Raw genomic sequence first — 16,152 nt, forward strand, 5'->3', positions numbered from 1 at the left:
TCAATCAGAACTCGGAAAGCAGTTGAATCGCTTCGTCAAAATCGTAATTCTGTATCGCATCTTCAATTTTCTTACGCGCTTCGCCGGCGATCACTCGATTTATTAACAGCCGGTTTTCGCTCCATAACTCCAAAACCCCGCCATCGAGTTCTTCCAGTCCCTCAAGCAACTGCTGTTTGAGCACAGACCATTCATCGGCATCAAACTCACCGACTTCCTGAACGGTTTCAGATTCATCTTCGTCATCTTTAGAGGCCCTGTTTTCATAGGCTTCCATAAAACCTTGCGACATTTTCCAAGCATTCGTATGCCCTTGTTTGACCTGCTCCAGAAATGCCACTAACTCCTCTTTTTGGACCTGCTTTAACAGATTCATCTCCAGATCAGCCAGATAAACGTCCAACTGCTTTTCCAGGGTGGCAAACAACTCCGAAAGCGCTTTAAAACCGACACTGGCCGACAGACCTTTCAAAGTATGCACAAAACGTTTGGCCTCATCCCACTGTTGATCGGCAATGTATTCCTGCAAATCTGCCGGTGCATTGCGATAAGTGTCCAAATAGCTATAAAGCATCTTTTCAAAAAACGCATCTTCGCTATTAAGCAGTTGTTTTGCCGCCTGGATATCCAAACCATCCCCAACAGGAAGCGCCAAGCCATCACCTTCCGGCACAGCATCGCTCTTACCTTCCTGCGAGTTGTCCAACTTATCAACAAACTTATCCACATTCAGCGTCTTGGCCAGAATCTCATACAGCTTTTCAGGAAGGATCGGCTTGGGTATATGCGCATCCATTCCGACAGCCAGACAGCGTTCGACCTCTTCTTTAAAGGCATGGGCGGTCATGGCAATAATCGGCAAACTCGAAAACTGTGCATAGCTGCGGATTGCACGGGTGGTTTCAATACCATCCATCACCGGCATCTGAATATCCATCAACACCAGATCAAAACTCTGATGACAGCGCAGCAACTGATACAGCGCCTGTTCGCCGTTATCGGCAAGCGTGATCCGCGCGCCAGTCCGGGAAAGCATTTCTTCGGCAATCTGTTGGTTAAGAATGTTATCTTCCACCACCAGCAAGTGTTTATTCTCTAGGTTCGGTACTGACGGCTGCTCACCCGAAGAAAGCGAACGGTCATCCTGCCCTTCCTTGAAAAGGCGAGCCAGATGGCCCGGCAAAATCGGCTTGTGCAGGCAATAACCGATGCCATTCAGTTCCGCCAGCTCCTGCAGCTTATTCCAGTCGTAAAACGAGTTAAGCACAACCTTTTCCAGCAATTCGGGATGCAGTTTCTTAATCGCCTGCACAATTTCGATACCATCTATCTCAGGCATCATCCAGTCGATAAAAAACCAATCGGGTAACGATTGATCTTGTGACAGAGCCTGTAGCAATTCCTCTCCGGACGCAAACAATCTCACCTGCATACCGAAACTTTCAAGTTGATAACACAGCTGTTCGCGAGCCATTGGAATATCATCCACAATCCATGCCGACTGACGCATTTGCAGCGACTCGGAAACCGGCGACTCCCCGAGCTTGGCAAACGGAATACTCAGCGAGAAAATACTGCCGCGATTCAGCGCACTGGCAACCGTCACGTCACCGCCCATTTCGCGTGCCAGGTTACGGGAAATAGCCAAGCCCAATCCGGTCCCACCATGTTTTCGGGTGGTAGAAGCATCCGCTTGTGTAAAGGCATCAAAAAGCTGATCCAGTTGCTCGTTACCGATTCCGGCTCCGGTATCTTCGACATGAAAGGCCACCGTCCAGCGATCCTGTGCCTGCTCGGTCACTTCAACATATAAAAGAACATAACCCTCTTCGGTAAATTTAACCGCATTCCCCAGCAAGTTAATCAGAATCTGTCCGATGCGAACCGGATCCCCGACCAGAACCGGCTGTTTGCACTGATATAAAGACGTCGCCAAATGAACAAAGACTTCAAGCCGTTTCTGAGCCGCGAGCGTTTGCACCGCGATCATACTGTCTTCAATCACTTCTTCAATCTGTACCGGGATATGCTCTAACGACAATTTTCCGGATTCGATTTTGGAGAAGTCCAAGATATCGTTAATGATATGCAGCAGACTGTTTGCCGAGCGGTTAATCTTCTCAACATAATCCTTCTGCTGAAAATCCAGATCGGTGTTTAACGCCAGATGCGACAAACCCAATATCGCATTCATCGGAGTACGGATTTCATGACTCATGTTGGCCAGGAAATCGGACTTTAACGCCGTCGCGGATTCCGCCTGAACCTTAGCCTCTTCCAGATTGTTCACTAACTCCTGCTGCTTACAAGCCTGGCGAATTCCGGCGATCATGACGCCGCAGGTGGCATGAAAAGGCTCAAGGAATTCGGCCAGTTCATCGCAGTATTCATCCGCACGATTGGCGATGCCATATACGCCGACCAGCTCTCTGCCCTGAAAGATCGGCACCCCCATATAACGTTTCAACCCGGGAAGTTCCGGAGCCATACGACCGGCGCTCGGATCATTCGCCACGTCGTTACTGATAACGCGCCGCTCTTGATACATTACTTGACCGATCAAAGTATCGGAATCACACAGCAGCATATCCTGGGACAGGATCTTTTCAAACATCTGTTTGGATTCGCCGTTCCAGGCAATATTGCTCAAGGCACGCAGCTTGAGACAACGAGAGCCGTCTTCTTGAAAAATTACCTCACCGATAAAGCCGTACTCACTCTCTGAAATATCCAATAGCGAATTCAGCAATTCATCCCAAATATGCGCGCTATCCAGCGTATTGGCCATAAAATCTTCAGTCGCCTGACGCAGTGCGTTCAGCAGTTTATTTCGGGTCTGGATCTCCTGACGTTCATACTCCCTTTCACTTAAGTCCGTCACTACGCCGATAAAACTGGTTTCATTGTCCGAGTCAATCCGGCTGATCGCCAAATGCATAGGGAATGAGCGTCCATCACTTTTTACCCCGATCACCTCTCGGCCGGTACCGATAATCCTATTCTCACCGGTTTTCAGCTGTCTGCGGATAAAGCTGTCGTGCTGATCCGCATCCTTCTCAGGCATCAAAATCTTGACGTTCTGTCCCAGCAATTCATCTTCGGCAAAACCGAAAATCTCCAACGTCTTGTTATTAATCCGGTTGATGATCCCTTTACTGTCAATCTGAACAATCCCCGAAGCCGCATTATCCAGAATTGCCTGGTTTTGCTGTAACGGCAACAACGCATCGACACGAATCCGGTGAATAACTCTACGACTCATCAGGAACAGGAAAATAATGATGAACAGCCCGGCCACAAATATGATCAGATCGTAGCGCTGATATTTGTGGTACTGCTGCAATGAATGCTCGTAAAACAGCTTAATGGTCGCCGCACTCTCTTCGAGTAGCGGCAGCGCAAGCGTTGAACGGAACGGCAGTTCGGTGACGACTGGCTGTTCGTTAATCAGAATTTCATAGGTGAAACGGGTATTGAGATAATCAAAGCGGTTGATCAGCGACATTAACGCCTGCTTCACGCTCGGCAGAAGATCGTCTTCGTAAATCTCCAGCATTTGCACCAGAATCCGGTGTTCAGTCTGCAATTCTGTATTGGCTTGCTGGATCATCGGCAAAATTTTCTGATCACTGGATTCCTGATAACTGCGGATCATCGACAGCAAGCGGTGCAGTTGATTATTCCATCTCAGAAGATGGGCGATAAACTGCATCTTAACGGTAATCGAACGCTCGTTAATCGGCAGATTTAAAAACAAGCGCTCCATGCGGTTGATCAAATCACTGCGCAGAATATCGCTATGATAGTGAAGCGATTCAATTTCGCTGAGACAAGGATCGGTTATCGGACAATCCCATATCAGATGACGGATAGCGATAAAGTCCAGAAAATACCTTTCCAGAGCCATCAGATCAGCGGTCTCATAACTATAGTCACGAGTGCTATCCAGAAACGCCTGATAGCTTGTATCCGTTTGATCCATAAGACGCTGCAATTCGCTTTTCGGAACACTGCTGCGATTTAACAGATAGGTTGTACTGCGACCATCCTCAAAGGAAATCGTTTGATTGAGGTTTAGAAGAGCGTCAATCGTGTGATACTTGCGGTCAAACTCAGCCTGCTGAATTAGTCCTTTCCCCAAGAACCAGACCGCAGCGCCACCCATCACCAAGGTCAATACCACAATCATGAACAGGCCCGACTGTATCTGCTTTTGTGTATCCTGCAAATAACTCATCTATTTATTCCGTTCCAGCATTCAAAGCAACTCTTCGGTAATCGCTGCAACCTTCTCACCGATATTCTTAAAACACTCCGTCAGTCGCGGATCAAAATGTGCTCCGGCGCCCTCTTCGATAATCGCCAACGCCTCCTGATGGCTAAAGGCTTTTTTATAAGGCCTTTCTGAACGTAAGGCATCATAGACATCGGCAAGCGCCATCAGCCGACCGCTGATAGGAATAGATTCGCCCTGCAGACCCTGAGGGTAACCGCTACCATCCCATTTTTCGTGGTGCGTCAACGCAATCTCCTGAGCGACTTCAAGAAAACCGCCATAAGAGCCCATCTCACTTGTAGCCGCTTTGAGGATATCCGCGCCGCTCTGGGCATGCTGTTTCATAATATCGAATTCTTCCGGCGTCAGTTTGCCCGGCTTGAGCAGGATATGGTCGGGGGTTGTTATCTTGCCGATATCATGCAGCGGGGCCGCCTGAACGATCAGATCGCGAGTATTCTGATCCAATCCCATATGCGGGTACGTTCGCTCCACTTCTTCAGCCAGCATCTGCACATAGGACTGAGTTCGCTTGATATGATTGCCTGTATTCTCGTCACGGAATTCGGCCAAGGAGATCATCACCGTCAAGGTTGCCTGTTGCAGTTTGAACAGATCTGTCAGCCGTTGATTCAACTTCTGCTCCAGCATCTGATTCTCATCGCGCAGTTTCCGATGATAATCACCCAGTTCCAGATGCGTTTTGATTCTCGCCAACAGGATATCGGGATTGATCGGTTTTGGAATGAAATCGCTTCCGCCTTCCTGAAGTGCCCGCTTCTCGTCTTCAGCCGAAGTCTTTGAGGTAATGAAAATAACCGGAATATCCCGCCACGCCTCATGTTCCTTAATACGACGGCAGACCTCATAACCGTCTATATCCGGCATCATTACGTCCAACAGAATCAAATCCGCCAATGCCTTTTCCGGAGACTTCTCAAGCAGGCTCAATACCTTTTGGCCGCTGTTAGCCAGCTTAACCGTGTAGTGCCCCTTGAGACACTCATTCAGCAATGTAAGGTTGGCCGGTGTATCGTCAACACAAAGCAGGGTTTTTGTGGAGGCCAAAGGAGCGCTTCCCATAAAAGTTTTCTCTCTAAACCTTAGTAAATCAATACAAATCCTATCACAACCTTAAACTCTACAGGGGTGTTGATTGAGGTTGCTCACCCGGTAAAACCGGGTTGCAAACAGACAAAATGCCGGTAATCGCGATTACCGGCATTTTGTCTGCAGAACCATGAACCTTTGCAGGATAGTTCGTTAAAACTCACTCCATTCGGCACCGTCATCGGCTACCGGCGCAATCACTTTTTGAGCGGAAGCTGTCTCGACCGGTTTCACCCGTTTATCTTCAACTAATGCCGGCTGCGGTTTACGTTTCTCGATTGCTGGCGGAGCCAGCATTTTCAATTGCTGCGAGTCGATTTTGAAGAACGCCATATCCTGGCGCAGAATCTCCGACTGTTCGGTCATACTGGCTGCGGCGGCAGATGTTTCTTCCACCAGAGCCGCATTCTGTTGCGTTACCGAATCGATCTGACCGATGGCGCTATGCACCTGATTAACGCCCTGCGCCTGTTCTTCGGACGCCTGAGCAATATCCGAAATCATTTTCGAGAATGATTCAATTTCCTGATTGATCTGATCCAGCATCTCGCCCGACTGTTTCGCCAAATGACTCCCCTGATCGATTCGATTGACGCTTTCTTCAATCAGCGACTTGATCTCTTTGGCCGCTTCGGCGGATTTCTGCGCCAAGGAACGCACCTCTCCGGCCACAACGGCAAAACCTCGCCCGTGTTCTCCGGCACGCGCCGCTTCAACTGCGGCATTCAGCGCCAGCAGGTTCGTCTGGAAAGCAATACCGTCAATCAGATTGACGATATCGCCGATTTTATGACTTGAATCCTGAATCTCGCCCATAGCCTCAATGGTGCTTTGCATGACCTGGGAACCGGCATTCGCCTTATTCTGCACTTCGACCGCAACCTGACTGGCCTGCTGGGCGTTCTTGCTGTTGCCCTGAACCGCGGAATTCATCTCGTTCATGGTCGCAGAGGTTTCTTCCAGAGCTGAGGCCTGCTGCTGAACGCGATCGCTCAGATCCATTGAGCCTTTTGCGACTTCATCCGCCGCGCCGGCGACAATATGCGTTGCATTCAACGCCTGTGCCACCACATCCGCCAAACGGCTGATCGAGCTGTTAATCGCCTGCTTGAGGGTATCCAGCTGGCCGTGATACTCATTGGTAATCTGGTGCGTCAAATCCCCTTCTGATTGCGCGACGACCAGGCGGGTAATGTCGTTGATCGCTTTTTCCAAAGCATCCATCGACAAATTAATGCTGTTCTTCAATTCATCCAGCTGGCCTTGCGCATCGGCATTCACACGAACCGTAAAGTCACCCTGCTGCATTTGATGCATAACGTGTGAAATATCCGAAATAATTCGGTTCATACGCTCCATAGTCTGGGCGGTGTTATCCATAATCTGTTTGAACTGGCCCTGAACATTGGCATTAACCTCAATGTCAAAATGACCGCGATTCATCGCATCAAGTGCGCCGTTGATTTCCTGCATGGTGCTTTCAATCGAGTTGACCGAGGTATTGACGCCTTGCTTCAGGTTGTCCAGATCACCCGAGACATTGACCTGAATGCGTTTAGAGAAATCACCCATGGCCAGTGCCGAAACAACCTGATTAGCCTCGTGCAACGCTTCCTGAATCGCCATTAGCGTCATATTCAACTCTTTGGAAATCTCGCCGATCTCATCATTTCTCGACTCATCCGCGCGAATATCGAATCGACCGGTTGTAGCAATCTCTTTAAGCGTGTTTTGGATAGATGCAATGCCGGTACCGATCAAACGCGGGATCACAATCGAGATCATAATCGCGAAGGCCGTAATCAGCAGAGCAACCCAGATGGTGATATTAAGAATATTTTCATTGTTTTTCTGGATCTGCGGGCCAAGACGATCCTGATTCTGCTTCGAATGCTGCTGGATCGCTGCCGCATCTGCGCCTACCATTTCGCCCAGACGCGTCAGCTGATTATGACGAATTTCATTGCGTTTATTGATGGTCGCATAGAGGTCGTTCACACCTTGACTGTAAACCTTGATCGTGGCAATAAGCCCTTCTAGTTTTTCTTTGCCGATCGGAGAGGCAATCTCGGAGATCAAGTTCTCGATCTGTCCGGATAAGACCGCAAATTCCTGCTGAACTCGATCCATATCCGCTTGTGAGTTCGATTTAATGAATTTCGCCGTATAAAGACGAGCCAGCAGCAAAGTTCGCAAACTTTCCGCAGAAGCGCCCTGAACTTCAAAAACCATATTCTGGTAAGAAGAGCGCATAATCGCAGTCAGCGTCTGCTCCATTGTCTTACCGTTCGCATCCAAGACATTGTCGACGATGTCATTTCGCTTCAACATCAACTGATGCACCTGTTCAAACGAAGCCTTAAAAGAGTCGACATCGCTTCTAAGCTTGTCGAACTCCTGTAATTGCTGTTCTGTAGCCGCGACCGCTTTCGCATCGTCAATGGCCTTACTGACCTTCTGATAAGCCTGCTCGAATGTCTCTATATCGCGATGCTCATCCTGCAACAGGTAATCTTTGGTGGTCATGCGCATTTCAAGAACATTGGAAGCGATAATCCCGCTGTTCACTGATGTTCTTGCCATTTGGCGATAGTCGGCAAAGGCATCGGAACTTTCCGAAACTTTAGTGTAGTTAAAAATAGAGTTGGCAATAATGACCAGATTAATGGTGATAAAACCTGCAATCAATTTGCCTCTTAATGTTTTCAACATAAGCTTCCTAAAGGTTATCAATTTAAAACTTCAAGTATGCTATCTTCCCGAAACGGGCGGATACAGCTTTTCAGTGAAGAGATGAATGCAAAATAAACTCACATCAACTTTTAAAGCATGCGCTATTTTGGCATGTCTTTCGCCGTTCTTCACCCAATACCCCTACATTTTGTATAAATATTTTTTGTAGGCATAAAAAAACCCGGCAAATACTGCGTATTTGCCGGGTTCTTACAAGAACTAATTAAATAATTTTAATTAGTTTACTTTCTGATCAAGAGAACCAGAAGCGTAACGAGCTTGCATCTCTTCTAGACCAAGAGACTTGATCTTAGACGCGTGACCCGCACAACCGAATGCTTCGAAACGCGCTTTACAGATTTCCATCATCGCGTTTTCAGCCGCATTGTAGAACTTACGAGGGTCGAAGTTAGATGGGTTCTCAGTTAGGTGCTTACGGATCGCACCAGTAGATGCCATACGTAGGTCAGTATCGATGTTTACTTTACGAACACCGTGCTTGATACCTTCGACGATTGCTTCAACAGGAACACCGTAAGTTGCACCCATATCACCACCGTAGTTGTTGATGATTTCTAGCCACTCTTCTGGAACAGAAGAAGAACCGTGCATTACGATGTGAGTATCAGGGATACGTGCGTGGATCTTAGCGATCTGGTCGATCTTAAGAACATCAGCAGATGGCTTAGAAGTGAACTTGTAAGCACCGTGAGAAGTACCAACCGCAACCGCAAGAGCGTCAACGTTAGTATCTTTAACGAACTGAGCCGCTTCTTCAGGATCAGTCAGAAGCATAGAGTGATCTAGCTCTTCATCAGAACCGTGACCGTCTTCTTCACCCATCTTACCAGTTTCAAGAGAACCTAGGCACCCTAGCTCACCTTCAACCGATACACCACCTGCGTGAGCGATCTTAACTACTTCAGCAGTGATTCCAGAGTTGTACTCGTAAGAAGCAGGAGTCTTCATGTCAGCTTCTAGAGAACCATCCATCATTACAGAGGTGAAACCTGACTGGATAGCGCGTAGACATACGCCAACATCAGAACCGTGGTCTTGGTGCATAACAACAGGAATGTGTGGGTACATTTCAACTGCAGCCGCAACCATGTGACGAAGCATTGGCTCACCAGCGTACTTACGAGCACCAGCAGAACCCTGAAGGATTACTGGAGAGTCACAAGCATCCGCAGCGCGCATAATTGCACGTACTTGTTCCATATTGTTTACGTTAAACGCAGGCATACCGAAGCTGTTTTCTGCTGCGTAATCCATTAATTCACGAAGTGTAATCATCGCCATGTGCGAGACTCCTCTTTATTATGGCCAATTAACTTAAGTTAAATCAGGCCTGTTACAAGTTAAAAAATTTTAGCTATTCTAGCAGGCTTTAAATTCGCCGCCAAATAATAAAGTCACTGCACACCGCAGCGTGCAGAACCGTTTAAAAAAGCTTAGTCAACCTTGACGATTTCCATCAGATTGGTTCCGCCCATCTGGCCGCGGTTCTCTCCACGGGTAAACAGAACCATATCGCCGGTTTTTACCAGCCCATGATATTTAAGGTGTTCAATCGTCGAGTTACGGACACCCTTATCATCTAAACCGTCATAATCAATCGATGATGGATATACGCCACGGTAAAGAGTAACTTTACGGCGCGTAGCGATATGCGGTGTCAAGGCAATGATCGGCTTACCGGAAGAGATACGCGACATCAGTAGCGCCGTATTACCGGATTCTGTCAAAGCCGCGATACATTTCACATCGAAATGGTTGGCCGAATACATCGCTGCCATCGCAATCGTCTCATCAACAGCAGTGAACGACTCGTCGATACGGTGTGTCGATTCACGCGCAGAACGCTGTTTTTCCGCTTCGGTACAGATACGCCCCATGGTCTCGATAACCAGGCTTGGAGAACGACCGGTTGCCGTTTCGCCGGAAAGCATAACCGCATCAGTTCCGTCCATAACGGCGTTCGCGACGTCGAAAACTTCCGCGCGCGTCGGGATAGCGTTTTCGATCATGGTTTCCATCATTTGCGTTGCCGTAATGGTTACACGGTTTAGCTGACGTGAACGTTTGATCATTTTCTTCTGCAGAGCAGGAAGCTGAGCATCTCCGACTTCAACCCCAAGATCGCCACGAGCGATCATAATGACGTCAGACGCCAGAATAATTCCATCCAGAGTAGCATCATCAGCAACCGCTTCGGCACGTTCGACTTTAGAAACGATTGCACAGTTAAGACCGGCTTTCTGCGCCAAAGAACGGCAGTATTCAACATCTTCCGCAGAACGAGGGAAAGAAAGTGCCAAGTAGTCGGCATTGATTTCCGCTGCCGTAATAATGTCTTCTTTATCCTTGTCGGTCAGGGCTGCTGCTGATAGACCACCACCGGAAAGGTTAATCCCTTTATTGTTTGAAAGGGTTCCACCAACGATCGTTGTCGTGTTGACACGTTCACCTTCTACATTATCCACTTCAAAAACCAGACGTCCGTCATCCAGAAGCAGTTTATCGCCCGGCTTAACGTCATACGGAAGGTTTTTATAAGTTAGACCGATTTCATGCTGATTACCGTCGGTATTGCCAACATTGTTATCGAAAGCGAACTTGTCACCCGGGTTCAAAAAGATTTTATCTTCAGCAAAACGGGTAATACGGATTTTAGGTCCCTGAAGGTCAACCAGAACACCGACTTCGCGATCATACTTCGCAGCCAGTTCACGAACGCGCTCGGCGCGCGCCTTATGCTCTTCCGGATTCCCGTGAGACATATTGATACGGACCACATCCAGTCCGGCCTGAATCATTCTCTCCAGTTCACCTTCACGATCCGTTGCAGGCCCTAGAGTAGCGACAATTTTAGTTCTTCTTAAACCATTACTTGGCATTTGAAATGATTTCCTTTATAAAAAAGCTGCTTGGTATTTCCTTCTTTGCTGAAAGATGTCTCGCGAAATAGATTTACCGCCGAACAGCCACAGCCAGTATAGGCTGGGGTCTTTGGTAAAATTACTTAACGAGCCACCCTTTTCGTTCAGAATCCAAGACAGGGGGATTAAAAATAAAATGAACCAGGCCGCAAAAGCGGCCCGGAAAGATTAAGCTAAATTATTTTTTAGCCGCTTCTTCAAGCATCGCTACTGCAGGTAGTTTTTTACCTTCCAAGAACTCAAGGAAAGCACCACCACCGGTAGAGATGTAAGATACTTTATCAGCGATATCGTATTTATCGATCGCTGCAAGGGTGTCACCACCACCCGCGATAGAGAATGCTGAAGATTCAGCAATCGCCATAGAAACAGTCTTAGTACCTTCACCGAACTGATCGAATTCGAATACACCTACTGGACCGTTCCATACAACTGTACCGGCGTTCTTGATAATTTCAGCAAGTTCAGCTGCTGAATCAGGACCGATATCAAAGATCATATCGTCTTCAGCCGTGTCTGCAACATTCTTAGTTTCCGCAGCAGCCGTTTCAGAGAACTCTTTACCGCAAACAACATCAGTTGCTAGAGGGATAGCCGCACCGCGACCTTCCATGATTTCGTTCAGTTTGTTACAAGTCGGGATCAGGTCTTCTTCATATAGAGACTTACCAACTGGGTTACCGGCAGCTGCAATGAAAGTGTTCGCGATACCACCACCAACAACTAGCTGATCAACTTTCTCAGATAGAGACTCAAGAACAGTCAGTTTCGTAGAAACTTTAGAACCACCAACGATAGCAACTAGAGGACGCGCTGGGTTGTTTAGCGCTTTACCTAGAGCATCAAGCTCAGCGGCTAGAAGAGGACCTGCACAAGCTACTGGAGCGAAAGCACCTGCACCGTGAGTAGAAGCTTGCGCACGGTGAGCCGTACCGAAAGCATCCATTACATAAACATCACAAAGTGCTGCATATTTTTTAGATAGGTCTTCAGCGTTTTTCTTCTCACCAACGTTGAAACGAACGTTTTCTAAAAGAACAACTTCACCGTCTGCAACTTCAACACCATCAAGGTAATCTTTAACTAGACGAACTTCTTTACCTAGTTTTTCAGAAAGGTTTGCTGCAACTGGCGCTAGAGAAGCCGCTTCATCATATTCACCTTCAGTTGGACGACCAAGGTGAGACATAAGCATTACTTTAGCACCTGCATCCGCTGCCATTTTGATAGTAGGCAAAGAAGCACGGATACGCGCATCAGAAGTAACTTTACCGTCTTTAACTGGTACGTTCAGGTCTTCACGGATAAGAACGCGCTTACCAGCCAAATCTAGGTCAGACATCTTAATTACAGACATGTTGAGTCCTCTTTCATTAAAGTTAAAACCACTGGAACCAGCGGCATTTGGATTTAAATAAAAATTAAATTTGCTTTTCAATTCTCGGCAGGAAAACTGACAAGCAAATTTAATTTAGAGCTAGATAACTCCAGCCCTAAATCAACACGTTCGTTCAATAGTGAGGTGAGTTCAAGGCAGACCGAAGGAGTTTACTGTAGTAAACGACTGGCAGGTCTAACAAAGAAATCACCCACTACTGGGCGAACTCAAACTAAATTAGTTTGAGCCAACGTGACGAACAACACGCATCATGTTACAAGTGTAACCGTACTCGTTGTCGTACCAAGCAACTACTTTAACGAAAGTAGGATCTAGAGCGATACCTGCAGTTGCGTCAAAGATAGATGGGTGAGAATCACCACGGAAGTCAGTAGAAACGTTAGCTTCTTCAGTGTAACCAAGAACACCAGCTAGCTCACCTTCAGAAGCCGCTTTCATAGCAGCCTTGATGTCTTCCATTGAAGTTTCTTTTTCTAGTTCAACAGTTAGGTCAACTACAGAAACGTCAGAAGTAGGTACACGGAAAGCCATACCAGTTAGTTTACCGTTTAGAGCAGGTAGTACTTTACCTACCGCTTTAGCCGCACCAGTAGAAGAAGGGATGATGTTCTCTAGGATACCGCGACCACCGCGCCAGTCTTTCATAGAAGGACCGTCAACAGTTTTTTGAGTTGCAGTTGCAGCGTGAACAGTCGTCATAAGACCACGCTTGATACCGAAGTTGTCGTTAAGAACTTTAGCAACTGGAGCAAGACCGTTAGTCGTACAAGAAGCTGCAGAAACGATCGCCTGACCAGCGTATTCGTTGTGGTTTACACCGTAAACGAACATTGGAGTAGCGTCTTTAGAAGGCGCTGACTGAACAACTTTCTTAGCACCTGCATCGATGTGCGCCTGACAAGTTTCTTCAGTTAGGAAGAAACCGGTACATTCGATAACTAGATCCGCACCAACTTCGTCCCATTTAAGGTCAGCTGGGTTACGCTCAGCAGTGATACGAATAGTTTTACCGTTAACGATTAGGTTACCGTCCTTAACTTCAACAGTACCGTCGAAACGACCGTGTACTGAGTCATACTTAAGCATGTATGCCAGGTACTCAGGATCTAGTAGATCGTTGATTGCTACAACTTCGATGTCTTGGAAGTCTTTAGCCGCTGCACGGAAAGCCATACGACCGATACGGCCAAAACCATTGATACCAACTTTAATTGTCATTATCGTTTTCTCCAAATTACACCACACTGAATTTAGCGTGGTTTCTTTCTTTAAAATAAAAAGTGTTTGTTAGCCGACAATTTGTTTTTCAAAATCATCCACCAACTTTAAATTCTTAATTCGCTGCTAGAGCTGGCGAATTCCAGGCGGGCTGCAGGAGTGCATTGAAATACACGACTGCCAAGCCCAACACCGAAGTCGCCGCTCCAGCAGATGAATTATTTACCTAGAACTTTATTACACGTTGCTACAACGTTCTCAACAGTGAAGCCGAACTCTTTGAACAGTTCTTCAGCCGGAGCAGACTCACCGAAAGTAGTCATACCGACAACATCACCGTCTAGGCCAACGTACTTGTACCAGCAGTCTTTAATACCAGCTTCAACCGCAACACGCTTAACACCAGGGATAAGAACAGAGTCTTTATACGCTTGATCTTGTTCGTCGAACGCATCAGTACATGGCATAGAAACAACGCGAACGTTTGCATCTAGAGCTTCTGCAGATTCAACCGCCAGGCCAACTTCAGAACCAGTCGCGATGATGATTAGATCTGGCGTACCTTCGCAATCTTTCAGTACATAACCACCTTTCTCGATCAGCTTGACCTGCTCTGCAGTACGAGCCATAGGCGTTAGCGCCTGACGAGAGAAGACAAGAGCCGTCGGAGCGTTACCGCGCATCATGGCAACTTTCCAAGAAACTGCAGATTCAACCGCATCACAAGCGCGCCAAGTCTGGAAGTTAGGGATAACGCGCATAGTCGCCATCTGCTCAACCGGCTGGTGCGTAGGACCATCTTCACCCAGACCGATAGAGTCGTGAGTGTAAACATAGATCGTACCGATCTTCATTAGAGCCGACATACGTAGAGCGTTACGCATGAATTCCATGAACATGAAGAAAGTACCACCGAATACTTTGAAACCACCGTGAAGAACCATACCGTTCATCATGTGAGCCATACCGAACTCGCGAACACCCCATGACAGGTAATTACCGTTGGCGTTTTCTTTGTTGACCTTAACCATCTTCGACCAGTTAGTCAGGTTAGAACCAGTCAAGTCAGCAGAACCACCGAACATTTCCGGAAGGATTTCACCCAGTTTCTCGATTGTTTTCTGAGAAGCCTGACGAGAAGCCAGCTTAGGAGACTCTTCCTGAGTTGCCGCGATAAACGCATCCATTTCAACTTCGAAGTTAGCTGGTAGTTCACCAGACATACGACGTTCGAATTCCGCTGCTTCAGCAGGATATTCCGCACGGTAAGCTTCAAACTTAGCATTCCATTCCGCTTCGTCTTTAGCACCTTGCTCTTTATGATCCCAACCAGCGTAGATATCTTCTGGAATTTCGAAAGGCGCAGCTTTCCAGCCAAGCTCTTTACGAACTAGATCGATCTCATCGTCACCCAGTGGCGCACCGTGACAAGAGTAAGTACCGCACTTGTTAGGAGAACCGTAACCGATAACAGTACGAGTACAGATCAATGAAGGCTTGTCAGTAACTTTTTTCGCTTCTTCGATTGCCGCGTTGATCGCGTCAGCATCGTGACCGTCAACATTAGGAATAACGTGCCAGTCGTATGATACGAAACGACCAGGAACACCTTTCTCCATCCAGTCACCGATGTTACCGTCGATAGAGATATCGTTGTCATCCCAGAAAGCGATAAGCTTACCAAGACCTAGAGTACCGGCCATTGCACACGCTTCGTGTGAAAGACCTTCCATCAAACAACCGTCACCCATGAATACATAAGTGTGGTGGTCAACGATGTCGTGACCAGGCTTGTTGAATTGAGCCGCTAGAGTACGTTCAGCGATCGCCATACCTACAGCGTTAGTAATACCTTGACCTAGAGGACCAGTCGTTGTTTCGATACCATCTGCATAACCGTATTCCGGGTGACCCGCAGTTTTAGCATGTAGCTGACGGAACTGCTTGATGTCATCCATGCTCAGGTCGAAACCAGTCAAGTGAAGTAGAGAGTAAATAAGCATTGAGCCGTGACCGTTGGATAGTACGAAACGGTCGCGATCCGCCCACTTAGCGTTGGTCGGATTAAATTTCATGTGGCTATTCCACAGTACTTCAGCGATGTCCGCCATACCCATCGGTGCACCTGGGTGACCAGAGTTGGCTTTTTGAACCGCGTCCATACTTAAAGCGCGGATAGCGTTAGCTAGATCTCTACGAGTTGCCATAGATTTTCCTCAATTTTTATAGAAAAAATTCGGTTATTGCGGTGCCTGTTTAAAAGAGTTTCACGGAGATTTTCAAGATCTCTAGGCTGACCACAGGATAAATTTGGACGCATATTCTCTCTCAAATTGAGTCAATCATCAAGTTTTCTTAATTAATGCAAACAACTCAGTAGATTTTATCCCTTAGTAAAATTCATTAAAAATCAGCCATCTAGACCGACTAAACTTTCAGGGTGCGTCCCATTCTTATGAAAAAACAGCCCTCAT

The 16,152-nt window shown here is 47.2% G+C and carries 8 protein-coding genes; all 8 read right to left on the reverse strand.

The annotated features are described in order from the left end of the window. Nucleotides 1–4: 4 nt before the first annotated feature. Entirely contained in the window at nucleotides 5–4,237 is a 4,233-nt protein-coding gene (locus tag J3999_RS01930; protein ID WP_208126298.1) for a response regulator, read from the reverse strand. A gap of 21 nt (nucleotides 4,238–4,258) precedes the next feature. After that, the gene (locus tag J3999_RS01935) at nucleotides 4,259–5,359 is read right to left on the reverse strand and encodes an HD domain-containing phosphohydrolase (protein ID WP_243755238.1); all 1,101 of its coding nucleotides are present in this window, start codon (nucleotides 5,357–5,359) and stop codon (nucleotides 4,259–4,261) included. Between the two features lie 180 nt (nucleotides 5,360–5,539). Next, a complete protein-coding gene (locus tag J3999_RS01940; protein WP_208126299.1) occupies nucleotides 5,540–8,098 on the reverse strand; it encodes a methyl-accepting chemotaxis protein in 2,559 nt (852 codons plus the stop codon). Between the two features lie 258 nt (nucleotides 8,099–8,356). Next, complete coding sequence (fba, locus tag J3999_RS01945; RefSeq protein ID WP_208126300.1) at nucleotides 8,357–9,421, reverse strand: class II fructose-bisphosphate aldolase; 1,065 nt, start codon at nucleotides 9,419–9,421, stop codon at nucleotides 8,357–8,359. Between the two features lie 152 nt (nucleotides 9,422–9,573). Continuing rightward, entirely contained in the window at nucleotides 9,574–11,019 is a 1,446-nt protein-coding gene (gene pyk / locus J3999_RS01950; RefSeq protein WP_208126301.1) for a pyruvate kinase, read from the reverse strand. Nucleotides 11,020–11,239: 220 nt separating this feature from the next. Further along, a complete protein-coding gene (locus tag J3999_RS01955; protein WP_208126491.1) occupies nucleotides 11,240–12,418 on the reverse strand; it encodes a phosphoglycerate kinase in 1,179 nt (392 codons plus the stop codon). A 258-nt stretch (nucleotides 12,419–12,676) separates the two neighbouring features. Next, nucleotides 12,677–13,678, reverse strand: a complete 1,002-nt coding sequence (gap, locus tag J3999_RS01960; protein WP_173286431.1) for a type I glyceraldehyde-3-phosphate dehydrogenase — start codon at nucleotides 13,676–13,678, stop codon at nucleotides 12,677–12,679. 218 nt (nucleotides 13,679–13,896) lie between these two features. Beyond that, complete coding sequence (gene tkt / locus J3999_RS01965; protein ID WP_208126302.1) at nucleotides 13,897–15,885, reverse strand: transketolase; 1,989 nt, start codon at nucleotides 15,883–15,885, stop codon at nucleotides 13,897–13,899. Nucleotides 15,886–16,152 lie beyond the last annotated feature (267 nt).

It is taken from the genome of Thiomicrorhabdus sp. 6S3-12, from assembly GCF_017571475.1.
Lineage (GTDB): Bacteria > Pseudomonadota > Gammaproteobacteria > Thiomicrospirales > Thiomicrospiraceae > Thiomicrorhabdus.

Coding starts and splice junctions, on each gene's coding strand:
- J3999_RS01930 (WP_208126298.1), bottom strand. CDS start 4,237: ATGAGTTATTTGCAGGATACACAAAAGCAGATACAGTCGGGCCTGTTC.
- J3999_RS01935 (WP_243755238.1), bottom strand. CDS start 5,359: ATGGGAAGCGCTCCTTTGGCCTCCACAAAAACCCTGCTTTGTGTTGAC.
- J3999_RS01940 (WP_208126299.1), bottom strand. CDS start 8,098: ATGTTGAAAACATTAAGAGGCAAATTGATTGCAGGTTTTATCACCATT.
- fba (WP_208126300.1), bottom strand. CDS start 9,421: ATGGCGATGATTACACTTCGTGAATTAATGGATTACGCAGCAGAAAAC.
- pyk (WP_208126301.1), bottom strand. CDS start 11,019: ATGCCAAGTAATGGTTTAAGAAGAACTAAAATTGTCGCTACTCTAGGG.
- J3999_RS01955 (WP_208126491.1), bottom strand. CDS start 12,418: ATGTCTGTAATTAAGATGTCTGACCTAGATTTGGCTGGTAAGCGCGTT.
- gap (WP_173286431.1), bottom strand. CDS start 13,678: ATGACAATTAAAGTTGGTATCAATGGTTTTGGCCGTATCGGTCGTATG.
- tkt (WP_208126302.1), bottom strand. CDS start 15,885: ATGGCAACTCGTAGAGATCTAGCTAACGCTATCCGCGCTTTAAGTATG.